A 25,303-nucleotide genomic window follows, 5' to 3' on the forward strand; every position below is an offset into this window, starting at 1 on the left:
TACTACACTGGCTGAATTGTTCCCTGCTGAACCCGGAAACGACGTACATCGTCCGATAAGTCTGCCAGCACGCGGTCCGTACGCTCCAAATGGGTATCTGTAAGAAAAATCTGCCCGAACGTATGGTTTGCTACCAACTGCATCAGGCGGGTAATGCGCTTCTCATCCAGCCGGTCAAAAATGTCGTCAAGCAGCAACAAAGGTTTCTGCTGCTTATGCACGGCCAGCGTCTCAAATTGAGCAAGCTTGAGCGCAATAGCAAAGGATTTCTGCTGGCCCTGGGAGCCATACGATTTCACCGGCATCCCATCCATCAGAAAAACAAAGTCGTCTTTATGCGGGCCAACAGTTGTTCGTTGCAAGGCCAGGTCCCGGCGCTCCTGTAGGCGTAGCAGCTTCAGAAAATCGGCCCCGGATACTTCGCTTTTGTAGGTAAGCGTTACCTGCTCCCGCCCATCGGCCAGCTGCTCGTAGTGGCGCTGAAACACGGGCTCAAACTCCATTAGGAATTCCCGTCGGCGGAGGGCCAGCTGCTCACCTACTGGTGCCAGCTGCTCATCAAGCACCAACAGGTAGTCCCGGTCGTAGCCGGCCTGGCGGTCAGTAGCAAGCTTAAGAAGTGAATTGCGCTGCTTGAGCAAGTGCGTATACCGAATCAGCTGCTCCAGGTACTGATGGTCTAACTGGGAAATAAGACTGTCAAAGTACTTGCGGCGCTCCTCACTGCCCTGCCGTATTAAGTCAGTATCGTAAGGAGAAATCAGCACAACCGGATAGCGGCCTATATGGTCCGATACCCGTTCGTAGGGCTGCTTATCGTGGGTGAGCGTTTTCTTCTGCCCCTGCCGGAGGCTGCACTGAATGGTTTCACCCTTAGCCTCAGTACCGGAGCCAAAGCGCCCCTTAATTACAAAGAACTCTTCGCCCTGCTTAATGCTCTGGCTATCGGTAGAAGTGAAAGCACTCTTGGTCAGGGATAAGTAATGAATGGCATCAAGCAGATTCGTTTTGCCGCTGCCGTTGTCGCCCACAAAGCAATTGATGTGGGAGGAGAAGCGCAGATTTGCCTCTTCATAGTTTTTGAAAAACAGCAGATGGAGGCTTTCTAGGTTCATGCTTAAGGTTCGGAATTGCAATCCTTTTACGTACTTTCGCATCCCAAACGCGAACAACCGAAAGCAAGATGGCGGAGACGAAAGTAAAGGCTGCCCCCAAGGCTTCCAATTCGACGAAGAAATCGTCGGCCCCGAAAGCGGCCCCCAAGGGCAAAGCTGCGGCAACTGCCAAGCAGCCTGATCCGGTATTGCCGGCTGCCAACGCAGAGGCAAAAGCGGCCACCGGCGCCCCCAAAGCAACGACCCCTACCAAACTGGAATTTTCGAAGGAAACCTACCTCGCATGGTATGAGCAGATGCAGCTCATGCGCAAGTTTGAGGAGAAGGCTGGCCAGTTGTACGGACAGCAGAAGATTAAAGGTTTCTGCCACCTCTACATTGGCCAGGAGGCGTGTGTGGCCGGTGCCGTCTCGGCCCTCACCAAGGACGACAAGTGGATTACTGCTTATCGTGACCATGCCCACCCGCTGGCACTGGGTACCTCACCCAACGCCATCATGGCCGAGCTGTTTGCCAAAGCTACCGGCTGCTCGAAGGGCAAAGGGGGCTCTATGCACATCTTCGATAAGGAAGTAAACTTTATGGGTGGCCACGGCATAGTAGGAGCGCAGGTTCCGATGGGGGCCGGCATTGCCTTTGCCGAGAAATACAATAAAACCGGCAACCTGTGCATCGCCTACATGGGCGACGGGGCCGTGCGCCAGGGTGCTCTGCACGAGGCCTTCAACATGGCCATGCTGTGGAAGCTGCCGGTTATTTTCGTGGTGGAAAACAATGGCTACGCCATGGGTACCTCAGTGCAGCGTACCTCCAATGTAACGGAGCTTTACCACATTGGCCGTGGCTATGATATGCCTTCCGAGCCGGTAAATGCCATGAACGTGGAAGACGTGCACAACGCCGTAGCCCGTGCCGCTGAGCGGGCCCGGGCCGGCGAAGGTCCCACGTTCCTGGAGTTTAAAACCTACCGCTACAAAGGGCACTCCATGAGTGACCCCGCCAAGTATCGCACCAAGGAAGAGCTGGAGGACTATCGTTCCCGCGACTCCATTGAGGCGGTGCGTCATACCATCCTGACCCACAACTTGGCCACGGAGGAGGACCTGGCGGCTATTGATGAGAAAATCAAAGCCCAGGTGCAGGAGTCGGTAGAGTTTGCAGAAAGCTCCCCGTACCCCACGGCCGATGAGTTGTTCAAGGACGTGTACGTGCAGCAGGACTACCCTTATATCCGCGACTAGTCAGGCGGAAGCCCATCAGGCCGTAGATATCGGCCGCCTTTTCGAGTAACTCACATGTCGAAGATTCCTTTCACCGGTAAAAGCCAGCAAGCCCGTCAGCAGCAACAGCGCGTCGTCTCGTCGGATCCGTTGCAGCCTGCCGAAGCCTATAACCCCGAGCATCCGTTGTTGGAAGACCCCGATGCCCTGGCCCTGCGCCTAGCCGAGTCGGAGGACTTTCTGCGTCGTAATAAGAATATACTGCTGGGCTTGATGAGCATAGTAGTGCTGGCCATAGCCGCGGGCTTTGGCTACTATATGTGGCGTGGCTCCCAGGATACTAAAGGCCAGGCAGTCATGTTTCAGGCGGTAGACTATTGGGAAGCCGATTCGTTGAACAAGGCACTCAAGGGCGACGGACGCAACCTGGGTCTGGAAAGGGTAGCAGCGGAGTACAGCGGTACCGATGCCGGCAATCTGGCCAACTTTTATGCGGGCGTGGCCTCCCTGAAAAAGGGCGAGTACAAAAAGGCCATTGACTATCTGGAGGACTTTAGCTCCGACGACTACTTGGTGCAGGCCCGGGCCTTCGCACTGATTGGGGATGCCCACTTAGAGTTGAACCAGGCGAAGGAGGCAGCCAACTTCTACAACAAAGCGGCCACCCACAACGCCAACGAGTTTTTCTCGCCTGGCTACCTGCTCAAGGAAGCTACTGCCCGGGAACTGGCCAAAGATTACGAGGGAGCCATTGCTGCCTACGACAAGATTATTACGGACTACGCCACAGCCGCCGAGGTAACTGAGGCTAAGCAGTACAAAGCCCGGGCCGAGGGACTGGCAGGCAAGTAAAATTACGGATAGCGCAAATTTTGCAGACTCCGCGGATAACAAAGGAGAAGGACGGCTACAGGCCGTCCTTTTCGCTTTAGGGTAAGGGCAGAACCTGTTGAGCATTTTCAGGTTCTGCGTATTAAATCCGGCACATACGCACACAACTGGCCCCGGGCCGTCTGCGCGGCTGTGCCATCCACCTCATCCGCCTCATCAGCGCTTCTATGGCCACTTCCCTCAAAAACCTGAGCGACTATACTTCCGACCATTTCATCGACATCAGCGACAAGCGCTTTGGGCTGGTGGTAGCCGAATGGAACCGCGAGATTACCGACACCTTAGCCCAGGGTGCCTACGACACGCTGCTGAAGCACGGAGCCAAGCCCGAGAACATCTACCGCAATACTGTGCCGGGTAGCTTCGAGCTGACGCTGGGGGCCCAGCTACTGGCCCAGCATGAGGAAATTGATGCCGTAATCTGCCTGGGGGTGGTTATCAAAGGCGAAACCAAGCACGACGACTACATCTGCCACGCAGTAGCCAGCGGCATCACCAACGTGGGACTGAAGTTCAACAAGCCCGTCATTTTTGGACTGGTTACCACCAACACCCTGGAGCAGGCCTGGGACCGGGCCGGTGGCAAGCATGGCAACAAAGGCGTAGAAGGAGCAGTGGCTGCCATCCATATGCTAGGTTTTTAAGCAGCCGTTGCCTCTGGGTGCTGTAGGCTCCCGCGTTTTCCGGGTTAAAGTAGCCGGCCGATGGTATCGTGCTGATTAGCGGACAAAACCGTAGCTTTGCGGCCGGAAAACGTCTGGCCAACAAATGCTCCCGATAGTGACGGTAACACCAACTGCTACCGGCCGCGTGCAAACGGTAAACTTATTAGCACAGGCTACTGTTGGGCGTAACTACTGACATTTGCTGGGTAACCAACGCCGACAGCCTAGGTAGTATCTTTTTACACATCATCTTCCTGCAACGACATGAGTGAAGCACCCTTACGCTATTCCAGGGAAGAACTGGCCGAGTTTGAGCAAATTATTCAGGAGAAGCTCACGGCCGCCCGCAAGGAAGTAGCGTTCATCAAAGAAACCCTGAGCCGCAAGAACGACTCGGGCACCGATAACACGGCTTCTTCTTCGAAGGTGCTGGAAGATGGTGCCGATACGGCCGAGAAGGAAAGCCTGAACCAGTTGGCTTCCCGCCAGATGAAATTTATCCAGCAGCTCGAAAACGCCCTCATTCGCATCAAGAATGGCACCTACGGGGTATGTATCGGTACGGGTAAGCTGATTCCGAAGGAACGCCTGCGGGCGGTGCCGCACACCCAGCACTCCATTGAAGCTAAAATGGCCCGCCGCGACTAGAAGCGGCTGGTCCCATGTACTGCCCGGATTTGTGCCTTGGTTTTGTAGCAATACAAAAGCGGGGCGGCAAGTCCGGGCACTGTTTTCGGAGACCCGGCGTTAGCCTGTTTCCTGTTTTTGATTATCCACTTTTCCCGTAGCGATACGGTACATACGCTTCTACCACCATGGGTAAGAAACATTTTTCTGGCGACGCCCCCGGCCGCAAAGGCCGCTCTACCGGCTCCGGTCGGCCTTCCGGCAACTCCGACGGGTTCCGCAAGTTTGTGCAGCCGGGCCAGGAGCGGGCCGAGCGGGCTTCGGGCGACAATGCCCGCTTCGGGCAGCGCCCCGACCGGGACGATACCCGCCGGAGCAACAACGACCGTTCGTCGTTCGGGCGCTCGGGAGGCGGTAGCTTCGGCGGCCCCCGCAAGTTTGGTACTACTGGTAGCTTCGGTGGCCCCCGCAAGTTTGGAACCCCTACCGGCGGCGGCAGCCGCGACGGTCGTTCTTACCGGGGCGATGATACGCGCCGCCCTGCGGAGGGCAGCCGCGAGGAGCGGCCGGTGCGCAATTTTGAGTCCCGTCAGACCTGGCAGGGCCAGCCTTACCGCCAGGAGGGTAAGCCTGCCGTACCCCGTGGCCTGCCTGGGGAGCGGAACCGGAAATTTGTGAAGCAAAACCCTACTCCGGAAGAACAGGCTACGCGCCCGGAGAGCTTCCGCCCGCAGGCTGCAGAAGAGCGCCCAACACGAAGTTCCTTTACCGGCGACCGGGAGATACGTCCGGCCCGGCCTTTCGATTTCCGGGGCCGCCCCACGGACATGGAGAACGAGCGGCCGGAGCGCCCAACTCGCTTTGCGGGCGAGGAGCGCCGGGAGCGACCCGCCCGTCGGGAGGATAGTGCTGGTTCGGAACGGCGGGATTTTGGCAGCCGCAAGCCCCAGGGCTTCGGCGGCGGTGCAGCGGGCGAAAGACGCGCCAGCCGGCCTGGCTCGTTCGGAGAGAAGCGCGAAGGTCGTCCGTTTGAGAAAGACCGGCGCTTTGATAGCCCCCGGGGTACCGACCGCTCAGCTATCCGTTCGTTTGAGGAGCGGCCCAAGCGGGCTCACGACGAGTACGTGGGCCGGGGCCCGCAGCAGGTGCCGAATGCCAACCAGGCCGGCAAGCGCAAGTACGGCGAGGTAGCCGGCGAGGCTCCCGACTATAAAAACCTCAAGCACTACGAAGAAGATAAAACCCGGGGCAACAAGCGCCGCCGCGAGGAGGACGAGTTGAACACCGGTGAGGTGCGCCTGAACCGCTACATTGCCAACGCGGGTATCTGCTCCCGCCGGGAAGCCGATGCGCTGATTGCTGCTGGCGAAATCAAAGTGAATGGAGAGGTGGTAACGGAAATGGGCTACAAAGTACAGCCCTCCGATACCGTACAGTACGGCAAGACCAACCTCAACCGCGAAAAGCAGGTATACGTGCTGCTGAACAAGCCCAAGGACTACCTCACAACCACCGACGACCCCGAAGGCCGCCGCACCGTAATGGAGCTGATTAAGGGCGCCTCAAAGGAGCGGGTGTTCCCGGTGGGCCGCTTGGACCGCAACACCACAGGCCTGCTGCTCTTCACCAACGACGGGGAAGTGGCGCAGAAACTCTCCCATCCCTCGCACCGCAATAAGAAAATCTACCAAGTAGAGCTGGACAAGCCTCTCACACCTGAGCACCTGGCCCAGATTGCGGAGGGCTTAGTGTTGGAAGATGGCAAAGCGGAGGTAGACGATGTGGCCGTGGTAGCTGGCAATCCGCACTTTGTGGGCGTGGAAATCCATATTGGCCGCAACCGCATTGTGCGTCGCATCTTTGAGCACCTGGGCTACGACGTGGTAACCCTGGACCGGGTACAATACGCTGGCCTGACCAAAAAAGACCTGCCCCGGGGCAAATGGCGCTTTCTCACGGAGAAAGAAGTTATCCGGCTCAAGTATTTCATGTAAGCACGCAACCGCCCGTTGGGTGGTGGACTCTTGGTAGTGAAGAAGCAAATGAGTGATTGAATGAAGCTCCTGGTGCAAAGGCTTCATTGAATCACTCATTTGCTCAGATACTCAATTACTCAGCTACTCCTTGCGTACCCTGGCTCTCGATATTGGCAACACGGCCGTGAAATACGGCTGTTTTGAGGCGGATGCTTTGCTGGAAACAGCAGCCGGTCAAACGGCGGCCCAGGTGCGGGCAGTGGTACAGCGCCTGCAGCCCGAGCACGTGGTGCTGGCCTCCGTGGCCGAAGCCACCGACCCCTGGACCGCCGAGTTGCGCCAACTGGTGCCGGGTACAGTGCTGGAGTTTGCTCCGGCTGCTACGGCACTGCCCATCCGCAACGCCTATGCCACTCCCCACACGCTGGGCGCCGACCGATTGGCAGCGGCGGTAGGGGCGGCCTGGTTGCTGCCGGGGCGGCCGGTGGTGGTGGTGGATGCAGGTACGGCCATCAAGTGCGACCTGGTTGCGGCCGACGGTACGTTTCAGGGGGGCAGCATTTCGCCGGGCCTGGCTATGCGGTTCAAGGCGCTGAACACGTTTACCGGGCGGCTGCCGCTCATCGACCTGCCCACCGACCGGGCCGCTACGGTCCCCCTCACCGGCGACGATACCCAATCCTCCATCCGGAGTGGGGTGCTGAACGGGGCGGCGGCTGAAGTGCGCGGTATGCTGGCCGAGTATGAGGCGCAGTTTCCGCAGCTGGCAGTGGTGCTGGCGGGCGGCGACGCGCCATTTTTCCGCACCCGGCTGAAACGACCTATCTTTGTTGTTCCGGAGCTCGTGCTACTTGGGCTCCACCGAATTTTAGTACATCATGTCTCAACCTAACTTTTCCGGCCTTGCCGGTGGTCTTTCGCTGCTGGGGCTGCTGGCAGCCTCACCGGCCGTACTGGGCCAGGGCCTCGGCAACTCGCCCTATTCCCGCCTGGGCCTCGGCGACGCCAGCCTGAACGCAGGGGGCGTCCGGCAGATGGGCATGGGAGGGATTGGCGTAGCGGCACCCAACAGCGTAAACGTAAATGAGCTGAACCCGGCCCTGGTGTACTATACCAACCGCACCACGTTCGAAGCCGGTTTTACCGGGCAGTTTAAAACCCTGCGCAATACCGTGAGCAGCCAGCGTACTGGTTCGGCTACGTTGGGCTACCTGGCGCTGGCCGTGCCCATTAACCGCCGCTGGGCCAGTGTTATTGGCCTGAAACCCTACAGCACGGTTGACTACGAATCGAGGACGCTGGATAACACCATTCAGGGCGACCCTGCCTCGCAGGTGGAGAAGCGCTACACAGGCTCGGGCGGCCTGGCGGAGGCCTACATGAGCCACGCCGTGCGCCTGGCCAAGGGCCTGACGGCCGGTGCCTCGGCCGGCTACGTGTTCGGCAGCATCGACCAGGAAGCCAGTACCCGCATCAGCACCCCGACGGTAGCCCTGGATCTTTCCAACCGGGATATTTATCAGCAGCACGTGCGCTACTCCGATTTTGCGTTTCGCACGGGTCTGCACTACCGGGGGCAGATCAAAGAAAAGCTGAGCTACAACATTGGGGGTACGTACAGCTTCCGCTCCAACCTGAACGGCACGCGCAGCATCAGCCTGTTGCGGGAAGACTATAATAGCATTCAGATTGGCTCCACGGCGCTGGAAACCGACGCCAAAGGCAAAGCCCGCGTGCCCGCCCTCACGCAGATTGGCATCAGCCTTGACAACAACCGCAGCTGGAGCCTGAGCGCCGAAGCAGCCCGCCAGGAATGGTCGCAGTTCCGGGCCTTTGGCGAGCAGGGCGGCTCCTCGGGCATTGCCCTGAGCGACACCTATCGGTTTGGGGTTGGGGGCGAGCTAACGCCCGATGCCACCTCGGTGGATAATTACTTCAAGCGGGTAACGTACCGGGCCGGCCTGAACATGGCTCAGCTGCCCTACCGCCCCGGCGGCAACACCCTCTACGACCGGTCGGTGAGCTGGGGCTTTGCCCTGCCGCTGCCCACCGCTACCCCGCTTGATGCCACGGTTATCAGCCTGGGCTTCACCTACGGACAGCGCGGTAACACCGACATGCTGCGGTATTCCGATGGTACTACCGAGCGCAACGTGAAGGAAGACTATATCCGGATGCAGCTGGGCGTGACCCTCAACAACCGGTGGTTTATCAAGCGCCGCATTGAATAGAACCCTGGCCATGCTACCTGCCGTGCTGAAATCCGGGCCCGCGTTGCTGTTGGCAGTAGTGCTACTGGCGCCGGGCTGCCGCGAAAAAAGCGAGGAGGCCCCGGCGAAGCAGGTGGAGTACAAGGGCCCCATCATCGAAACTGAAAATGTGCTGATGCTCGTCAGCGACTCCGCTAAGCTGCGCATCCGGCTGTCGGCCCCGCTGGAGCAGGATTTCGAAAACGGGGACCAGATTTTTCCGAAAGGAGTGAAGCTCACGTTTCTGGATGACAAGGGAGAAACGGTAGTAAATACGATTACCGGGCGCTACGGCAAGTTTGAGAAAGCCAAGAACCTCTATACCATGCGCGGCGACGTGCGGGTGGCCAACGTGCCCAAGCAGCAGCGCATGAACACCGAGGAAGCCTTTTACGACAAAACCAAGGCCACCATCTACACCCAGGAGCAAACCGAAATCAGGGTAACTACGCCCACAGAGGTGCTTACGGGCCGGGGCCTCACGGCTAATCAGGACTTTTCGCGCTACCGCATCCTTACGCCCACCGGCATCTTCACCCTGCAGAACGCGCCCACGGCTGGGCCGGCATCCTCCACGCAGAAGTAACCAGTTATATGAAACGCTTTTGGGACCCGGGCATCAGCCGCACAATTCTGTTTGTGCTGAGCGTGTTCACGTTTGTAGTGGCCACGTACCGTACGCTGGCTATTGGCAAGATGGAAGGCCTTTACGCCAACTACTGGCTGTACATGGTGTCGTTTGGGCTGGTAATAGGGCTGCGCTACCTGCGCCAACGCGACAAAGTTGCCGCCGCCGAAGCGGAGGCCGCTCGTAAAGCAGCCCTGACTCCCGCGAGAAAACCGAAAAGGAAGAAATAAGTCCTTGGTTACAGTTGGGGGCATACCTCCAACCCGTAGGTTTCCTGCTTCAACCCCGGAGCCCCTGGTGCGTGCGTAGGCGTCAGGGGCTCTGGGGTTTTGTGTTCCTGAGCGGGGCAAAACCAGGGCCGGCTTCCGGGTGTCCGGCAGGCCCATCCGGCTATTCCATGCTCCGTTGGCAGCTTATTACCTAATGACCATCTTTTTTGGTTATTTTGCACCTCATTCACCTTTTCTACCTGCGCTTTTTTTCAAGTAAATGGCATTAATTAACACGATTCGGGAAAAATCGGGCTGGGCAGTCGGGGCCATTATTATCGGCCTGCTGCTCTTCATGCTGGGAGGCGACTTCCTGTATGGCCGAAACAGCTTCTTCAGCAACAACGATACGTCGGTAGGCGAAGTAGCCGGCGAAAAGGTGGAGTACACAGATTTTGAAAATACCCTGGAGCAGGCCAAGCAGCAGTTCATTCAGCAGCAGCAGCGCCAGCCCGACGACCAGGCGCTGGGCTACCTGCGTGACCAGGCCTGGAACCAGACGCTTTACCGCATTGCCTTCCAGAAGGAGTTCGACAAGCTAGGCCTGAAGGTATCGGATGAGGAGCTGACCGACATGGTGCAGGGCGTGAACATTCACCCCAGCATCCGCCAGGCTTTCACCGACCCCAAAACCGGCCAATTCGACGTGATGAAGGTGAAGGAATACCTGCGCAACCTCGATAAGCAGGACCCCCAGGCCCAGCTGGCCTTTGCCAACTTTGAAGCCAACCTGCGTCCCGAGCGCCTCGGTATCAAGTACAACAACCTGCTCAAACTGAGCACCTACGTAACCACGGCCGAAGCCAAGCGCTACGCCGAAAGCCAGGCCGCTCAGGTAAGTATGCGCTACCTGTTCGTGCCTTACTTCACCCTGTCCGACTCCAGCGTGAAGGTGAGCAACGAGCAGCTGCAGGCGTACATCGACAAGAATAAAGGCCGCTATAAGGTAGAAGATGGCCGCAACATCGAGTACGTGAGCATTCCGGTGACGGCCTCCGTGGATGACAGCACCACCATCCGTAAAACGGTGGATGAGCTGGCCGCGCAGTTTGCCTCGGCGCCCGTGGATTCGGCTTTTGTGAAGGTGCACTCTGATAATCCCACCAACCCCACCTACCTCTCGCCGGCCGATATGCCCGAGAAGCTGCGCAGCCAGCTGCCCCTGCAGGTAGGCAAAGTGTACGGGCCCTACGCCGAAAACGGCACCTACTCGCTGTATAAAGTAACCGGCGAAAAAGCCGGGGCCCAGCCCGCCGCCCGCGCCAGCCACATCCTTATCAAAGCCGACGGCACCACGCCCGAAGCTGATGCAGCGGCTAAAGCCAAGGCTACCGAAGTGCTGAACAAGATTAAGGGCGGCGCCAACTTCGCCGATATGGCCCGGCAATACGGCACCGACGGCACCACCGCCACCGGCGGCGACCTGGGCTGGTTCCAGCAGGGCCGCATGGTGCCCGAGTTTGAGAAGGCCGTGTTCGGGGCTACCTCAGCCGGCTTGTTGCCTAACCTGGTGAAAACCTCCTTCGGCTACCACATTGTGAAGGTAACGGCTCCCAAAACCGCCCAGACCTACCGCGTGGCTACCGTGCAGAAAGGCATTCAGGCCACCGACGCTACCCGCGAAGCCGCCTACAATAAAGCCCAGCAGCTGAAAGGCGACGCCACCAGCCTGGAGTCGTTCCGGGCGGCCGTGGCCAAGGATAAGAGCCTGCAAAAAGTGGAAGCCAAAGGCCTCGGCCGCGGCGACCAGGCCGTGAATAACCTGCAAGGAGCCCGCCGGCTGGTGCGCTGGGCCTATGGCAACGACAACGAAGCTCCCAACGCGAAAATTGGTGACGTATCCCCGGTAATTGAACTCGGTGACCAGTACGTAATAGCCGTGCTGACCGGGGAGCGGACCAAAGGCACCGCCGACGTAGCCAGCGTGAAGCCCGAAGTAACCGCCCTGGTACGCAACGAGCTGAAAGCCGAGCAGATCATCAGCAAGCTGAACGCCGCCAAGGGCACTACCCTGGAGCAAATTGCCCAGGCTTACGGTAACGGAGCCCAGGTAAAAACCGCCGACAACGTGGTGCTGGGCCAAGGCCAGATTCCGGGCCTGGGCGCAGAACCCGTAGCGGTGGGCAAAACCTTCGGCCTGAAAGCCGGCCAGAAATCAAAAGCCTTTGCCGGTGAGCAAGGGGTGCTGATTGTGGAGCCCGTAAGCGTTACCCCGGCCACCAACGCCGACGCCAAAGCTGCCAAGCTGCAGCTTACCGGCCAGCGCACGGCCCGCGCCGATGGGCTCATCTACGAGGCCATCAAGCAGCACGCTAACGTAACTGATAACCGCACGAAGTTCTTCTAGGCCCTGGGCCGCGCAGAACCAGCAAAAGGGCCGTACCTTAGGGTGCGGCCCTTTTTTAGTACCTGAGTAGCGGAGTAACTAAGTAGTTGTTCTAGCTGTCTGGATGAATTACTGGCGTCTGATAAAAGCCCTGATGGGTACTGCAAATTGGTTTTGTGGTAACTTCCTTGGCTGCAAAATGGCCCAGCCATAGATGTTTCACGCCTGGCATTCACCAGCAAGGGCAATATCCAGTACTCAGTTACTCCGCTACTCAATTACTCTTCTGGCACTTGGGGCCGGTTCTTTTCGTTATGCGCTCATGAGAAAGTTGTTGCGTTTGGGGGTCGGGAAGGCAGGACTGGCCCTGTGGCTGCTGGCGGCCGTGCCGGCAGTGGCCCAGGTATCGGAAGACAGCCAGGTGCAGCTGGCCCGCGAGTACGAGCGGAAAGGTGAGCATGAAAAAGCCGCCTTCCTGTTTGGGCGCCTACGCAACGACGAGCAAACGGCCCCCAACATCCTGCCCGATTACCTGGCCGCGCTGCAGGGCCTGAAACAGTACAAGGAAGCCGAAAAGCTGGTGAAGCGGGCCATGAAGCAGCGGCCCCAGGAAGCCGCGTTGGGCGTAACGCTGGGCCAGGTGTACGCCCAGGCCGCCGACGAGCTGGCCGCGCAGAAACAGTGGGAGAAAGTGCTCAGCCAATTGAAGCCGGAGCAGGTAGCGCCCGTGGCCCTGGAGTTTCAGCGGCTGGCCCTGCCGGCCTGGGCCGTGCGCACCTACCTGCGCGGCCGCGAGCTGGCCCATTCCGACACCGAGTTCGGGCCCCAGCTTATTCAGCTCTATACCCAGCAAGGCCAGACCGATAAGCTCATGGCCGAAACCCTGCGGCTGGTGCAAACGGATGAGCGGCAACTGCCTTTCGTGCGCAACATGCTGCAAAACAGCCTGCAGGATGATAAAGACTTTGCCCTTCTGGAAAAAGAGCTGCTAAGCCTGGTACAGAAAAACCCCGATCAGTCCGTGTACAGCGAGCTGCTACTGTGGCTGCAGGTGCAGCGCCGCGACTTTACCGGAGCCCTGGTGCAGGCCAAAGCCTTGGACCGCCGCGGCCGCACTGAGGGACAACGGGTGTTGGAGGTAGCCGAAATTGCCCGTCGCAACCAGGATTTTGAAAGTGCTATTGCCGGCTATGAGTACTTGGGCCGGGAATACCGCACTAGTCCTTACTACGCCCTGGTACGGCAGCGGCTGGTACAAACCCGCGAAGATCAGGTACGCACTACTTACCCTGTTAACGCGGCCCAGCTGCGTGGCCTGCTCCAGGAGTACGAACAGGTGCTGCGGGACCTGGGCCGCACCCCCGAAACGGCCCCGGTGCTGCGCAGTATGGCGGCGCTGCTGGCCTTTCAGCTCGACGAGAAGGAGCCGGCTACCAAGCTGCTGAATGAGGTGATTACCATGCCCCGGGCCAGTCTGGAGGTGGTAGATCAGGCCAAGATTGACCTGGCCGACATCTACCTGCTGCGGGCCGAGCCCTGGGAGGCTACTCTGCTTTATTCACAGGTAGAGAAGTCACACAAGGATACGCCCCTGGGCTATGAGGCCAAGCTGCGCAACGCCCGCCTCAACTACTTTGCCGGCGACTTTAAGCTGGCCCAGTCGCACCTGGATATTCTTAAGCAGGCTACCAGCCGCGAAATTGCCAACGATGCCATGCAGCTCAGCCTGCTCATCACCGACAACACGGCCATGGATACCGCCGGCGTGGCCCTGCGCGACTACGCTGCCGTGGAGCAGCAGGTATTTCAGAATAAGATTCCCGAAGCTTTGCGCGGCCTCGACGCTCTGCTGGTAAAGTACCCCGGCCACGCCCTCCAGGATGAAGCCTGGTATCTGAAGGCCCAGCTCCAGCGCCGCACCGGCGACTATGCTGCCGCCCTCGGCACCCTGGAGCGCATTACGGCCAACCCCAAGTATGATGTGCTCAGCGACGATGCCCTGTTTCTGGCCGCCAGTATTCTGGAGGAAAACCTTCAGGACCGGGAAAAAGCCCAGCAGCTCTACAACCAGGTTATTACCAAGTACCCCGGCAGCATCTACGTGGTGGAAGCCCGCAAACGGTTCCGCAAGCTCCGCGGCGACGCACTGTAGCTGTCATTCCGAGCAGAGCGAGGAATCTGGGGGCAGCCGTTGCATAGTCAGAACGTGTATCCCGGAGCTGTGCCCCGGCCCGCGCGAGAAGGGACTTTCCTGTGAGTAGGAATTGGTTACCCTCCGGCGCCAGCCGAAGCGCAGCTTCGGGGTACAACTTCTTACGGCCCATTCATCCGCCATTCGAATCAGCGGCATCGGCGCCAAAATCAGCGAAAATCTGTGATTCTGTTTTCGTACTTTTGGAGATACTGCCGCTGTTAGGCTCCTCTGTACTCATGGAAAAAAGATGGATTCGCAAGCCCGCGCCCGATGCTGAGCAGGTGCGGCATTTAGCCGACGCCCTGCGCGTCAACGAAGCCATCATCAGCCTGCTCTGCCAGCGCAACGTGTGTACGTTCGAGGACGCCCGGGCCTACTTCCGGCCCAGCCTGGAGCAACTGCCCGACCCCCTGCTCATGCGCGACATGGACCGCGCCGTGAACCGCTTGCTGAAGGCCCTGCACCTGGGTGAGCGGGTACTGGTGTTTGGCGACTACGACGTGGACGGCACCACCTCCGTGGCCCTGGTATACAGCTACCTGCGCCAGTTTTTCGGGGCGGAGCGCATCGATTACTACATTCCGGACCGTTATAAGGAGGGTTACGGCATCTCGGAGGCGGGTATTGACTTCGCCCACGAGTTTGGCTACCAGCTCATTATTGCCCTTGACTGCGGCGTAAAAGCGGTGGACAAAATAGCCTATGCCAACGAGCGGGGCATCGATTTCATCATCTGTGACCACCACTTGCCGGGGGCCGAGCTACCGGCGGCCGTGGCGGTGCTGGATCCTAAGCGCCAGGACTGCCCGTATCCGTTCAAGGAGCTGTCGGGCTGTGGAGTAGGCTTCAAGCTGATGCAGGCCTTTACCCAGCAGCAAGGGCTGCCCGAGGAGGAGTTGTATGAGCTCCTGGACCTGGTAGCCGTGAGCATTGCGGCCGATATTGTGCCCATCTACGGCGAAAACCGCACCCTGGCCTACCACGGCCTGCGCCTCATCAACGACCGGCAGCGGCCCCAGCGCCCCGGCCTGGATGCGTTGCGCGAGCTGGCCGGTCTGCAAACTGCCGAGTTGAATATTAGCAGTCTGGTATTTGGGTTTGCGCCCCGCATCAACGCGGCCGGCCGCATGGGCGACGCCAAACGCTCGGTGGCCATGCTGCTGGCCGATACTACCGCCGAAGCCGTAGCCACGGCCGGCGTAGTGGACAAAACCAACCAGGAGCGGCGGGGCTTTGATACCAGCATTACCAAGGAGGCGCTGGAGATGATTGAGCAGGACGATTTGCTCCGCTCGGCCCGTACCACGGTGCTGTTCAAGCAGGACTGGCACAAGGGCGTGGTGGGCATTGTGGCCTCGCGCTGCCTCGATAAGTACTACCGACCCACCATCATCCTCACCGAAAGCAACGGCAAAGCCACCGGCTCGGCCCGCTCGGTAGTAGGGTTTGATGTGCACCAGGCCATTGAAGAGTGCGCCGAGCTGCTGGACCAGTACGGGGGCCACATGTACGCCGCCGGCCTCACTCTCCCCGTCGAAAATGTGCCGGCCTTCCGCGAGAAGTTCGAGCGGATTGTGGCCGGCCGAATTCTGCCTGAGCAGTTGATTCCGCCGGTCGAAATCGACTACACCATCCAGCTCAGTGACATTACGCCTTCGTTCTATCGGCTGCTAAGCCAGATGGAGCCCTTCGGGCCGGGCAACCCCAACCCGGTATTTGCTTCCGAGCGGGTGTACGCCGCCCCCGACTCGGCCCGGATTGTAGGTAACTCTCACCTCAAAATTGCCCTCACGCAGGATGGCCACCACACCGTGGATGCCATTGGCTTTGGACTAGGCGAGTACTACGAGCAAATTCGTCGGGGCCAGGCTTTTAGTGTATGCTACACAGTGGAAATCAACGAGTATCGGGGCGCAAAGAACCTGCAGCTGCGCCTTAAGGATATTCGCTGGGAGTAGGTGCAACAAGCCACACCCCTCAAGGCCCTACCATTCCAATGTGGTAGAGCCTTGGGGGTATAGGAAGAGCAGTAAGGGCTAGCGGGTAGTTCCCGGAACTGCCGTGGACGGCAATACATACTGATTCCGGTTCCAGCGTAGGTAGCCGCCGTGCAGCAACACCCCATACGTGCCGGGGGCAGGGCCCGCTGGGGCAGGAGTGGTGCTGGCCGTAGCCGGGCTGGGCGAGGGGTCTGTTTTTAGCCACAGATATTCCAGCTGGCCATTCAGCCGCCGCTCCCGCAGTACCCGTTTGCCGTTTTGTAGAGCGGTGAAGCGGGTGGCCGTGGTGCCGTTGCGGCGCAGTACGGTTTTCTGCTCCCAGGTAAACCGGGCCGATGCGCCCGGGGCAAATCCGCGCACCCGCTGCCGCCGCTTGCCGCTCCAGGGCGTTTTGGTGGCAAATCGTGAGGAGTGGGTTTGTACTTGCTGCTTGGTTGCCGCCGCTGCTTGCAGCAGCGAGTCGAGGGCGGCACTGGCGCGGGTAGCATCGGTAAGCACCTGGGCGTGGGTACTACGGCTTCCGATGGCAAACAGAGAAAGGAAAAGTAGGGTACGACGCATAGAGTAACGTAGCGGTAGTGTTTGGGTATCGGGTATTGCTAGGAAAGGTCATTCCACAAAAACAAGGCCGTTTCTGCGGGTAAGGCCGCCGGATGAGGCGGTGGCTTGCCGGGTTTTGGGCTTTGGCTGGCCAGCCGGCAAGCCAGCCTGATACTGCGTACCTTAGCTGGGGCGTTAGCGCTGTATTTGCCTCTAGTTTATCTGCTTGAATGAAATCTTTTGCACTGGCTCTCGGACTGAGCCTTACTACTACGGCCGCCCTGGCCCAGGTGCCTGCCGGCTACCACATCAACCTCAATCTGCAGCAAGTGGTCAACGACCGGGTAAAGGTGGTGGTAAACACGCCTCCTGTACAGGAAAACCAGGTAACCTACGTCATGCCCTCGGTGGTACCCGGCTCGTACTCCAAAAAAGACTACGGCCGCTTTATCACCAGCTTTAAGGCGTTTGATAAGAACGGAAAAACGCTGAAAGTGAAGAACAGCGGCCCCAATCTGTTCATCATCGACGGGGCCAAAGCCCTGGCCCGCCTGGAGTATCTGGTGGATGATACCTGGGACGTGAAGCAGGACGACTCGTTCGTGTTTCAGCCCGGCGGCACCAACATCGACGCGGGCCGCAACTTCACCCTCAACCACTACGGCTTTTACGGCTACCTCGAGGGCTATAAAATGCTGCCCTACGAAGTGCAGGTAACTAAGCCCACCGACCTCTACGGCGCCACCGCCCTCGACGTGCGCCGCGAGTCATCCACCCAGGATGTATTCACGGCTCCCAGCTACGTAACCCTGGCCGACGGCCCGGTGCTGTACGCCCGCCCCGATACGGCCAGCTTCAGTACTGGCGGGGCCCGCATTTCGGTGGCTGTGCTGTCGGAAAGTGGGGTCGTGAAGGCCGCCGAAGTCAGCCGGATGCTGCGGCCTATGTCGGAGGCTCTCACCAAGTTTTTCGGGCAGATGCCGGTACCGCGCTACCAGTTTCTGTTTTACTTCCCGGCCAGTGGCTCCCCACTCAGCAGCAAAACCGGGCGGTACGGGGCCATGGAGCACAGCTACTCTTCCTTGTACTTCCTGCCCGAGCTGGCCGACCCCGAGCGGCTCAAAAGCATGGTGTTGGAAGTCAGCTCCCACGAGTTTCTGCATATGCTGGCCCCACTCAACATTCACTCCCGCGAGATAGGAGAGTTTGACTTCCGCAACCCGCAAATGTCGCAGCACCTGTGGCTGTACGAGGGCGTAACGGAGTACGTGGCCCAGCTGGTGCAGGTACAGGGCGGCCTGATTTCCGAAGAAGAGTTCCGGCAGACCATGCGCGGCAAAATCCGGGACGCGCAGAAGTTCCCGGCCGGTGTGTCGTTCACCGAAATGAGCCGCCGTATTCTGGAAAAGCCCTACGACGACATGTACGAAAACGTGTACAAGAAGGGCGCCCTCATTGGCTTGCTGCTCGATATCCGCATTCGGGAGCTCACCCAGGGCCGCCAGACCCTGCGCGACGTGCTCCTGGCCCTACGGGCCAAATACGGCCCCACCCGCTCCTTCGAGGACAACCAGCTAATTCCGGAGATAGTGGCGCTTACCCACCCGGAGGTACAGCACTTCTTCGACCGGTATGTGGTGGGTAAGGAAGAGCTGCCCCTGGCCGAGTACCTGAGCAAGATAGGCTGGACCTATACGCCCAAGGCCAACGTCAAAATCCGGGCCTTCGGGCAGTTGGGCTTCCGCTACGATGAGGCCCGGAAGGAGTTTCAGGCGGCCGATGTGCTGCCCCAGACCAACGTATTTGGCCTGCGCAACAACGATGTAATTCTGGCCGTGGATGGCCAGGAGCTAACCATAGCCAACGCCGAGCAACTGTTACGCCCTCTGGTAGGCTCCGAAACCACTTCCGATGTTCCCGTTACGCTCACCGTTCGGCGGGGCTCAACCACCGGCACCGTAAAGGGTACCGCCCAGGAATATGAGGCCGAAGAAACCAACGGGCTGAAAAACAGCCCTGGTGCCTCCTCGGCGCAACTTACCCTGCGCCGCCAGGTGCTTGCCCCCAACGGCTAGCCCTGGCCGCCGCGGCCCGCTTCCCCGCCTCCTCACTACTTTTGCCCCAATGATTTTACGAGCCGAACATCTGGTTAAAAAATACAAGTCGCGCACGGTTGTCAACGACATGTCGTTGCACGTGGAGCAGGGCGAAATTGTAGGGCTGCTGGGGCCAAACGGGGCCGGCAAAACCACCTCATTCTATATGACGGTGGGCATGGTGAAGCCCAACGAAGGCAAAGTGTTTCTCGACGATAAGGACATTACCCGTCTGCCCATTTACCAGCGGGCCCGGCTGGGTATCGGGTACCTGGCGCAGGAGGCCAGTGTGTTCCGGGATTTGTCGGTGGAAGAAAATATTTTGTCGGTGCTGGAAATGACCAAACTGTCCAGGCAGGCCCAGCGCGACAAGGTAGAGGAGCTGCTTAATGAGTTCAGCCTCACCCACGTGCGTAAAAATCTGGGCCGGGTACTGAGTGGGGGAGAGCGGCGCCGCACCGAAATTGCCCGGGCCCTGGCCGTCGACCCCAAATTTGTGCTGCTCGACGAGCCTTTTGCCGGCGTCGACCCCATTGCCGTGGAAGAAATTCAGGGAATTGTGGCCAAGCTCAAGCACAAGAACATTGGCATCCTCATCACCGACCACAACGTGAATGAAACGCTCAGCATCGTGGACCGGGCCTACCTGCTGTTCGAGGGCAAGCTGCTGAAGGCGGGTACCGCCGAGGAGCTGGCTGAAGACGAAATGGTGCGCCGCGTTTACCTGGGTAAGCACTTCGAGCTGAAGCGGAAGATATAAGCGGACAGCGGACCACTGCCCGCCAGTAGTACATTTCAGGTAACTTTCCAGGGCTGCAGGCGGTACAGGGTATCCGTCTGCAGCCTTCGGGTTTCTTCCATTCCTACTTGCTCCCGTGATTAGTACCGTCTTAACCTGGGCCGTGCAGCGCCGTTTGGCCAGTATAGAGCACATCCGGCAACATCCGCATGAGGTTCAGGAGCAGGTATTCCGGAGTCTGGTGCATACGGCCCGCCACACCGCCTGGGGGCGTCAGTACGGTTACGCCGATGCGCCTTCGGCCCGGGAATTTGCGCAGCGGGTACCCGTCAGCAGCTACGAGCAGCTGTACCCGCAGCTGGAGCGGGTGCTCCGGGGTGAGGCCGATGTGCTGTGGCCTGGCCGGGTAGAATGGTTTGCCAAAAGCAGCGGCACCACCAACGCCCGAAGCAAGTACATTCCGATAACCCGGGAGGCCCTGCACGACTGCCACTACCGCGCCGGCCGCGACATGACGGCCCTGGCTACGCTCTACTACCCGCAAACCGACATCCTGGGCGGTAAAACGTTGTCGTTGGGTGGCACCCATGGCCCCAACCCCTTTCGCCCCACCGATGCCGCCTCCCGCGTTGGCGACGTGTCGGCCGTAATTATGCAGAATCTGCCTGCCTGGGCTGAGTATGTGCGCACCCCGCCCTTGGAGCTGGCCCTGCTGGATGAGTGGGAGGAGAAAATTGAGCGTATTGCCCGCCACGTGCTGGAAGCCGATGTGCGCGTGCTGGCCGGGGTGCCCACCTGGATGATTGTGCTGCTGCGCCGCGTGCTGGAGCTGGCCGGTACTACCTCTATTCTGGAAGTGTGGCCTCAGCTCGGGCTATTCCTGCACGGGGCCGTGGCATTTGGGCCGTATCGGGAGTTGTTCCGCCAGCTCATACCCGGACCCCAGATGCACTATCTGGAAGTTTACAACGCCTCCGAGGGCTATCTGGCCCTGCAGGATGAGCCGGACTCAGAAGACCTGCTGCTGCTGCTTAACCACGGCATTTATTATGAGTTTGTACCCGCCGACCAGTGGGAGGCTGCTGAGCCCCGTGCCCTCTCTCTGGCCGAAGTATCGCTAGGCTGCACCTACTCTCTTCTGATCAGCACCAACGCCGGCCTGTGGCGCTACGCCATCGGCGACACGGTGCGCTTCACTTCCCTGGCACCCTACCGGATCCGCATTGTGGGGCGTACCAAGCATTTCCTGAATGCTTTCGGGGAAGAAGTAGTAGTGGAAAATGCCGATGCTGCCATTGCTGCTGCCTGCCAGGCCACCGGTACCACTGTGCGCGACTATACTGCCGCCCCCATCTACTTCGCCGCCCACAACGGTGCCTCCCGCGGCGGCCACCAGTGGCTGATTGAATTCACCGAGCCGCCCGCCAGTCTGGACCAGTTTACGGCCGTGCTGGACGCCACGCTCCGCCAGCTCAACTCCGACTACGACGCCAAACGCCACCGTAATCTGGCCCTGATGCCGCCCCAGGTAACAGCCGTACCCACTGGTACCTTCGTGGCGTGGCTGGCCCGCCGGGGTAAGCTGGGCGGGCAGCACAAAGTGCCCCGCCTGAGCAACTCGCGGGAAATGATGGAGGAGCTACTTGAACAACTAAATAATTAGTTGTAACTAGGAGACAGGTAGTAGCTGGCTGTTTCAATGCGTATATTCTCTTCCCTGGCGTTGTGGCTGCTGGTTCTGGGCGCAGCCGGCTGCACTACGGTAGCAAGGCACCAGCCCATAGGTTTCTGGTCGCGTAACCGGTTTAATGCCCGGGAGCAACGCCAGGGTCCCTGGCGGGAGTATTTTGATGCCGCCGAAAAGCACCCAGCCAACCGGGGCCGTTACCGGCAGGGCCGCCCCGTAGGCACCTGGCATTACTACACGCTCACCGGCCTTGAGGAGCGCACCGAGCAGTTCTACCGCCGCCCCTACGGCCTGGTGCAGCTTTCCTACTTTCATCCGGGCGGCCAGCTGGCCAAGCAAGGCCGGGCCCGCTACCGGGCCGAGGCTAATGTGGCCCGGTTCTACTGGTTTGGAGAGTGGAAGTGCTACTCGCCCAGTGGCCAGTCTTTGCCCTCAGAGTTTTACCGCAACGGCCACCGCACTGCTACTTTCCTTACCACACCCACCGGCGACACATTGGTCGCGCCGGTTCGCTGAGTAGTAGAGGGTAACGGGAAATTGTACCATGGGCCGTTCTGCCGGAGCACAGAAATATCCCCTAGTAGAGGCGGTAGAAAGAAGCAGCTCCTTAGCCAGCCGTAGTTTAGATTGGTCGGTGAGAAGGAGTAATCCGTCGGCCGGTGGGAATGAAAACTGTATTATGTCGGGAAAGCCCACTATATTTCCATATTCGCTTTTTGATCTGTTTCCAAAATTCCCACCAATGGATACTATCTCACCTTCTGCTCCTGCTACTGGCCGGCAACGGCGGCGTTATCGTCTGAAATCCGACGCACAGGCGGAAACCAGCTCCCGCCGGCTAACAATGTTCTTTCTGGGGTTGATGCTACTGGCCCTGTTGGCTAGTATCGGAGTTATTGCGGCTACCGCAGTTTCCTGAGCTATATCGGCTGCAAAAAACAGGCCCGCCGGCTGGTAGCAGTACCAGCCGGCGGGCCTTGGTGCATTAAGTGGCTGAAATAAAGCAGTTACTCGTCCAAAATGCCGCCTACCATTCTGCCCAGAATACTACCGCTTTCCTTCTGAGCGTTGCCACCGTTGGGAGCCAGGGCCTGAATCAGCTTTTTCACGGGCATAGACTGCAGCCATACGCGGCCGGTGCCGCGCAGCGTGGCCAGCAGCAGTCCTTCTCCGCCAAAAATCATGGATTTCAGGCCGCCGGCCCGGGCAATGCTGAAGTCGATGCCGGGCTCGAAGGCCACTACGCAGCCGGTATCCACCCGCAACAGCTCGTTGTTAAGGCGCTTCTCGATGATGGTGCCGCCGGCGTGCACAAAGGCTCTACCGTCGCCGGTGATTTTCTGCAGAATAAAGCCTTCCCCGCCGAATAAGCCGGCGCCCAGCTTCTGGTTGAAATGCAGGCTGATTTTGGTGCCCTTGGCCGCGGCTAGAAACCCGTCTTTCTGCACAATCAGGCCCTGAGGCAGCTCACGCAGGTTAATGGGAATTATAGTACCCGGATAAGGAGCCGAAAAAGCTACGTGCGCCTTACCGTAGCCGCCGCGGTGGGTAAAGTGCGTCATGAACAGCGACTCGCCCGTAATCAGGCGGGTGCCGGCCGAAAACAGCTTGCCCATGAAGCCCTGGTCAGGCTCCGAGCCGTCGCCCATCTTGGTTTCGAAGGCAATGGCTTCGCTCATGTACACCATGGCGCCGGCTTCAGCCACTACCGTTTCGTTGGGGTCCAGCTCTACCTCGAGTACCTGGATATCGTTCCCCAGAATTTTGTAATCAACATCGTGGGACTGCATCAGCAAAAAGAAGGAAAGGAATGCGTGAATGATGCCCCAAGTATAGTAAAACGTCAATTTATGCTGGCCTGCCTACTACCTGGTCCTCCCGGGCGGGGCAGCTCCGGGAGCCGCCCCGCCCGGGAGGACGGCTTCTTTACTCAGCGTCTTCGGTGTGGAGGCTTGCTTCGTCCTCGGAAGCGGCTTTAGGTCCTTTCTTCTTGGCCTCCCGGCTGGTCCGGCGCATAAAATCCTCGTCCGACTCTTCGGGCTCCTGCGAGCCGTCTTCCAGTTGAAACTCCTCTTCTTCCTCTTTCTCACCAAATTGTCCGTCCCGGTTCACGAGCTTTTTGTCGCGCACGTGCCGATTCAGAAACTGGTTGATATCCTCGATGGAATAGTTGGAGGTGATTTCGCCCAGCGGGTTCACCTTAATTTCAAAGCCTTCGAGTTCTTTGTGTACCCGGGCTTTTTTCTCGGGGTCTACTTTCTTCTTTTTCGGGCTAACAGGTTTCTTGGCCATAATGGAGGTGGCTTAGGAGGGGCTGGAGGGTTGCCGGCTGCAGGGCCGGTACCTGGTAGGTACGGAAGCCGGCCCGGTAAAGATGTATCGGCGGCTCAGAACGCAAAAAGTCCGTCTGACCGAGGTCAAACGGACTTTTTGCGTTCTGAGCCGGCGGGTAGCTACGCCGGCAGCGCCGCCACGGCCGCCTGAATCCGCTCGGCGGTTTCCTGCGGGCCCAGAATGTGCATAATGTGCATCAGGTCGGGGCCGGCGGCGTTGCCCGTTACGGCTACGCGCAAGGCTTGCAGCACCTGTCCGATTTTGATGCCCTGGGCTTCCAGCACTTGCGTGAGCAAGGCCTTAATACCCTCGGCCGAAGCGTCGGCGGCAGCCGGCAGTTGCGCGGCAAACTCCGCTAGGGCCGCCGCTACCTGCGGGTTCCACTTCTTGCTGATTACCTGCTCGTCGTAGCTGGCGGGGCGCTGGAAAAACAGCTGGGCTTCCTTGGCTAAGTCGGCGGGAAAGGTGGCGCGCTCCTTCACCAGGGCGGCAATCTGCTCAGCCTGGCCGGCGGGCACCGCAATGCCCTGCTTGCTCAGCTCCTCGGTGAGGTACTGGGCCAGCTCAGCGTCGGGCTTGGCGCGCAGGTACTGCTCATTGTACCAGCGCACCTTGTTCTGGTCGAAGCGGGCCGGTGACTTGCTTACACGCTCAATTGAGAAGTGCTCAATCAGCTCGTCCATCGTGAACAGCTCCTGCTGGGTGCCGGGGTTCCAGCCCAAAAAGGCCAGAAAGTTGATGAACGCCTCGGGCAGGTAGCCCGACTCGCGGTAGCCGCTACTTACGGTTGGCTCGCCGGTTTCGGCGTCTTTGCCGTGAAATTCCAGCGGAAACACCGGGAAACCCAGCTTGTCTCCGTCCCGCTTGCTCAGCTTGCCGGTGCCATCGGGCTTGAGTAGCAGGGGCAGGTGGGCAAACTGGGGCATGGTGCTTTCCCAGCCCAGGTAGCGGTACAGCAGTACGTGTAGCGGGGCCGAGGGCAGCCACTCCTCACCCCGAATCACGTGGGTAATTTCCATCAGGTGGTCGTCCACGATATTGGCCAGGTGGTAGGTCGGCATCCCGTCTGACTTCATCAGCACCTTATCATCAATGGAGGAGGAATGCACCACCACCCAGCCCCGGATCAGGTCGTTGAAGCGAATTTCCTCCTTACGGGGTACCTTCAACCGAATCACGTAGGGCGCTCCTGAATCCAGGAGTTGCTGTACTTCCTCGGCCGGTAGGGTAAGGGAGTTGCGCATCTGAGCGCGGGTAATGCTGTTGTACTGGGGGTTAGGCACCTTGGCGGCCGTCAAGCGGGCACGCATGGCGTCCAGCTCCTCGGGCGTATCAAAGGCATAGTAGGCCGAGCCGCTGTCGAGCAGCTGCTGGGCGTATTGCCTGTACATAGGCTTCCGCTCGCTCTGGCGGTAGGGAGCGTGGGGGCCGCCCTGCTCAATTCCCTCGTCGATTTCGATGCCACACCAGCGCAACGAGTCCATAATATACTGCTCGGCACCCGGTACAAAGCGGTTCTGGTCGGTATCCTCAATGCGGAGCAGCATCTTGCCGCCCAGTTTGCGGGCTAGCAGATAGTTATACAGCGCAGTGCGCACACCGCCAATATGCAGCGGCCCGGTAGGGCTGGGCGCAAAGCGCACCCGTACTTCTCTTTCCATAAGTCAGTCAGTTCGCAACGCTTTCGGGTGGGAAAACGCGCCGCAAAGGTAAGGGAATACAATGAGCGAATAGTGGAATGATTGGA

Annotated in this window: 21 protein-coding genes; 16 read left to right on the forward strand and 5 right to left on the reverse strand. The window is 59.3% G+C overall.

What is annotated here, in order from left to right; all coding sequences use genetic code 11:
• Window positions 1-2 precede the first annotated feature (2 nt).
• Window positions 3-1,115 carry a DNA replication/repair protein RecF gene (gene recF, locus EI290_RS03120; RefSeq protein ID WP_125426604.1) on the reverse strand — a complete coding sequence of 371 codons (1,113 nt, stop codon included), beginning with the start codon at window positions 1,113-1,115 and terminating at the stop codon, window positions 3-5.
• Window positions 1,116-1,183: 68 nt separating this feature from the next.
• Between recF and pdhA the strand changes: the two genes are divergently transcribed.
• The 12 genes from pdhA (at window position 1,184) to recJ (ending at window position 16,118) form a co-directional block, all read left to right on the forward strand.
• Window positions 1,184-2,356 carry a pyruvate dehydrogenase (acetyl-transferring) E1 component subunit alpha gene (gene pdhA / locus EI290_RS03125; protein WP_125426606.1) on the forward strand — a complete coding sequence of 391 codons (1,173 nt, stop codon included), beginning with the start codon at window positions 1,184-1,186 and terminating at the stop codon, window positions 2,354-2,356.
• Between the two features lie 54 nt (window positions 2,357-2,410).
• Entirely contained in the window at window positions 2,411-3,187 is a 777-nt protein-coding gene (locus EI290_RS03130; protein ID WP_125426608.1) for a tetratricopeptide repeat protein, read from the forward strand.
• Window positions 3,188-3,393: 206 nt separating this feature from the next.
• The gene (ribH, locus tag EI290_RS03135; RefSeq protein WP_125426610.1) at window positions 3,394-3,870 is read left to right on the forward strand and encodes a 6,7-dimethyl-8-ribityllumazine synthase; all 477 of its coding nucleotides are present in this window, start codon (window positions 3,394-3,396) and stop codon (window positions 3,868-3,870) included.
• A gap of 285 nt (window positions 3,871-4,155) precedes the next feature.
• On the forward strand, window positions 4,156-4,539 hold the full coding sequence (locus EI290_RS03140) for a TraR/DksA family transcriptional regulator (protein WP_125420509.1): 384 nt from the start codon (window positions 4,156-4,158) through the stop codon (window positions 4,537-4,539).
• A gap of 167 nt (window positions 4,540-4,706) precedes the next feature.
• The gene (locus EI290_RS03145) at window positions 4,707-6,512 is read left to right on the forward strand and encodes a pseudouridine synthase (protein WP_125426612.1); all 1,806 of its coding nucleotides are present in this window, start codon (window positions 4,707-4,709) and stop codon (window positions 6,510-6,512) included.
• A 130-nt stretch (window positions 6,513-6,642) separates the two neighbouring features.
• On the forward strand, window positions 6,643-7,386 hold the full coding sequence (locus EI290_RS03150) for a type III pantothenate kinase (protein ID WP_125426614.1): 744 nt from the start codon (window positions 6,643-6,645) through the stop codon (window positions 7,384-7,386).
• The gene (locus EI290_RS03155) at window positions 7,373-8,725 is read left to right on the forward strand and encodes a porin family protein (RefSeq protein WP_125426616.1); all 1,353 of its coding nucleotides are present in this window, start codon (window positions 7,373-7,375) and stop codon (window positions 8,723-8,725) included. The genes EI290_RS03150 and EI290_RS03155 overlap by 14 nt, the downstream gene beginning before the upstream one ends.
• Window positions 8,718-9,329, forward strand: a complete 612-nt coding sequence (gene lptC / locus EI290_RS03160) for an LPS export ABC transporter periplasmic protein LptC (RefSeq protein ID WP_246008834.1) — start codon at window positions 8,718-8,720, stop codon at window positions 9,327-9,329. The genes EI290_RS03155 and lptC overlap by 8 nt, the downstream gene beginning before the upstream one ends.
• A gap of 8 nt (window positions 9,330-9,337) precedes the next feature.
• Window positions 9,338-9,601 (forward strand): hypothetical protein, encoded by a 264-nt coding sequence (locus EI290_RS03165; protein WP_125426618.1) that lies wholly within the window; start codon window positions 9,338-9,340, stop codon window positions 9,599-9,601.
• Window positions 9,602-9,860: 259 nt separating this feature from the next.
• Window positions 9,861-11,987: a peptidylprolyl isomerase gene (locus EI290_RS03170; RefSeq protein WP_125426620.1), complete on the forward strand. Its 2,127-nt coding sequence runs from the start codon at window positions 9,861-9,863 to the stop codon at window positions 11,985-11,987.
• Between the two features lie 301 nt (window positions 11,988-12,288).
• Complete coding sequence (locus tag EI290_RS03175; protein WP_125426622.1) at window positions 12,289-14,118, forward strand: tetratricopeptide repeat protein; 1,830 nt, start codon at window positions 12,289-12,291, stop codon at window positions 14,116-14,118.
• Window positions 14,119-14,396: 278 nt separating this feature from the next.
• Complete coding sequence (recJ, locus tag EI290_RS03180) at window positions 14,397-16,118, forward strand: single-stranded-DNA-specific exonuclease RecJ (RefSeq protein ID WP_125426624.1); 1,722 nt, start codon at window positions 14,397-14,399, stop codon at window positions 16,116-16,118.
• A 78-nt stretch (window positions 16,119-16,196) separates the two neighbouring features.
• Here the strand turns inward: recJ and EI290_RS03185 are convergent, their stop codons facing one another.
• Window positions 16,197-16,721 (reverse strand): hypothetical protein, encoded by a 525-nt coding sequence (locus tag EI290_RS03185; RefSeq protein WP_125426626.1) that lies wholly within the window; start codon window positions 16,719-16,721, stop codon window positions 16,197-16,199.
• A 209-nt stretch (window positions 16,722-16,930) separates the two neighbouring features.
• Between EI290_RS03185 and EI290_RS03190 the strand changes: the two genes are divergently transcribed.
• The 4 genes from EI290_RS03190 to EI290_RS03205 all read left to right on the forward strand — a co-directional run bounded on the left by EI290_RS03190 (window position 16,931) and on the right by EI290_RS03205 (window position 21,738).
• Window positions 16,931-18,775, forward strand: coding sequence for a M61 family metallopeptidase (locus tag EI290_RS03190; RefSeq protein WP_125426628.1), 1,845 nt, complete (start codon window positions 16,931-16,933; stop codon window positions 18,773-18,775).
• Window positions 18,776-18,824: 49 nt separating this feature from the next.
• Window positions 18,825-19,556 carry an LPS export ABC transporter ATP-binding protein gene (gene lptB / locus EI290_RS03195; protein WP_125426630.1) on the forward strand — a complete coding sequence of 244 codons (732 nt, stop codon included), beginning with the start codon at window positions 18,825-18,827 and terminating at the stop codon, window positions 19,554-19,556.
• A 115-nt stretch (window positions 19,557-19,671) separates the two neighbouring features.
• Complete coding sequence (locus tag EI290_RS03200) at window positions 19,672-21,198, forward strand: GH3 auxin-responsive promoter family protein (protein WP_125426632.1); 1,527 nt, start codon at window positions 19,672-19,674, stop codon at window positions 21,196-21,198.
• Between the two features lie 36 nt (window positions 21,199-21,234).
• Window positions 21,235-21,738: a toxin-antitoxin system YwqK family antitoxin gene (locus tag EI290_RS03205; RefSeq protein WP_125426634.1), complete on the forward strand. Its 504-nt coding sequence runs from the start codon at window positions 21,235-21,237 to the stop codon at window positions 21,736-21,738.
• Between the two features lie 491 nt (window positions 21,739-22,229).
• On the opposite strand, the gene EI290_RS03210 is transcribed toward EI290_RS03205, so the two are convergent.
• From EI290_RS03210 to gltX, 3 genes are all read right to left on the reverse strand, one after another.
• A complete protein-coding gene (locus EI290_RS03210; protein ID WP_185816825.1) occupies window positions 22,230-23,012 on the reverse strand; it encodes a TIGR00266 family protein in 783 nt (260 codons plus the stop codon).
• A 136-nt stretch (window positions 23,013-23,148) separates the two neighbouring features.
• A complete protein-coding gene (locus EI290_RS22340) occupies window positions 23,149-23,514 on the reverse strand; it encodes a hypothetical protein (protein WP_185816826.1) in 366 nt (121 codons plus the stop codon).
• 161 nt (window positions 23,515-23,675) lie between these two features.
• Window positions 23,676-25,217: a glutamate--tRNA ligase gene (gltX, locus tag EI290_RS03220; protein WP_125426636.1), complete on the reverse strand. Its 1,542-nt coding sequence runs from the start codon at window positions 25,215-25,217 to the stop codon at window positions 23,676-23,678.
• Window positions 25,218-25,303: the final 86 nt, after the last annotated feature.

The organism is Hymenobacter metallilatus, assembly GCF_003944705.1.
Taxonomy (GTDB): Bacteria; Bacteroidota; Bacteroidia; order Cytophagales; family Hymenobacteraceae; genus Hymenobacter; species Hymenobacter metallilatus.

Bases quoted from the DNA above. Each gene is read 5' to 3' on its own strand.
- EI290_RS03205 (WP_125426634.1), top strand. From the start codon at position 21,235: ATGCGTATATTCTCTTCCCTGGCGTTGTGGCTGCTGGTTCTGGGCGCA.
- EI290_RS03175 (WP_125426622.1), top strand. From the start codon at position 12,289: ATGAGAAAGTTGTTGCGTTTGGGGGTCGGGAAGGCAGGACTGGCCCTG.
- EI290_RS03185 (WP_125426626.1), bottom strand. From the start codon at position 16,721: ATGCGTCGTACCCTACTTTTCCTTTCTCTGTTTGCCATCGGAAGCCGT.
- ribH (WP_125426610.1), top strand. From the start codon at position 3,394: ATGGCCACTTCCCTCAAAAACCTGAGCGACTATACTTCCGACCATTTC.
- EI290_RS03130 (WP_125426608.1), top strand. From the start codon at position 2,411: ATGTCGAAGATTCCTTTCACCGGTAAAAGCCAGCAAGCCCGTCAGCAG.
- recJ (WP_125426624.1), top strand. From the start codon at position 14,397: ATGGAAAAAAGATGGATTCGCAAGCCCGCGCCCGATGCTGAGCAGGTG.
- gltX (WP_125426636.1), bottom strand. From the start codon at position 25,217: ATGGAAAGAGAAGTACGGGTGCGCTTTGCGCCCAGCCCTACCGGGCCG.
- recF (WP_125426604.1), bottom strand. From the start codon at position 1,115: ATGAACCTAGAAAGCCTCCATCTGCTGTTTTTCAAAAACTATGAAGAG.
- EI290_RS03165 (WP_125426618.1), top strand. From the start codon at position 9,338: ATGAAACGCTTTTGGGACCCGGGCATCAGCCGCACAATTCTGTTTGTG.
- EI290_RS03140 (WP_125420509.1), top strand. From the start codon at position 4,156: ATGAGTGAAGCACCCTTACGCTATTCCAGGGAAGAACTGGCCGAGTTT.
- EI290_RS03145 (WP_125426612.1), top strand. From the start codon at position 4,707: ATGGGTAAGAAACATTTTTCTGGCGACGCCCCCGGCCGCAAAGGCCGC.
- pdhA (WP_125426606.1), top strand. From the start codon at position 1,184: ATGGCGGAGACGAAAGTAAAGGCTGCCCCCAAGGCTTCCAATTCGACG.
- lptB (WP_125426630.1), top strand. From the start codon at position 18,825: ATGATTTTACGAGCCGAACATCTGGTTAAAAAATACAAGTCGCGCACG.
- EI290_RS03210 (WP_185816825.1), bottom strand. From the start codon at position 23,012: ATGCAGTCCCACGATGTTGATTACAAAATTCTGGGGAACGATATCCAG.
- EI290_RS03155 (WP_125426616.1), top strand. From the start codon at position 7,373: ATGTCTCAACCTAACTTTTCCGGCCTTGCCGGTGGTCTTTCGCTGCTG.
- EI290_RS03190 (WP_125426628.1), top strand. From the start codon at position 16,931: ATGAAATCTTTTGCACTGGCTCTCGGACTGAGCCTTACTACTACGGCC.
- EI290_RS03170 (WP_125426620.1), top strand. From the start codon at position 9,861: ATGGCATTAATTAACACGATTCGGGAAAAATCGGGCTGGGCAGTCGGG.
- EI290_RS22340 (WP_185816826.1), bottom strand. From the start codon at position 23,514: ATGGCCAAGAAACCTGTTAGCCCGAAAAAGAAGAAAGTAGACCCCGAG.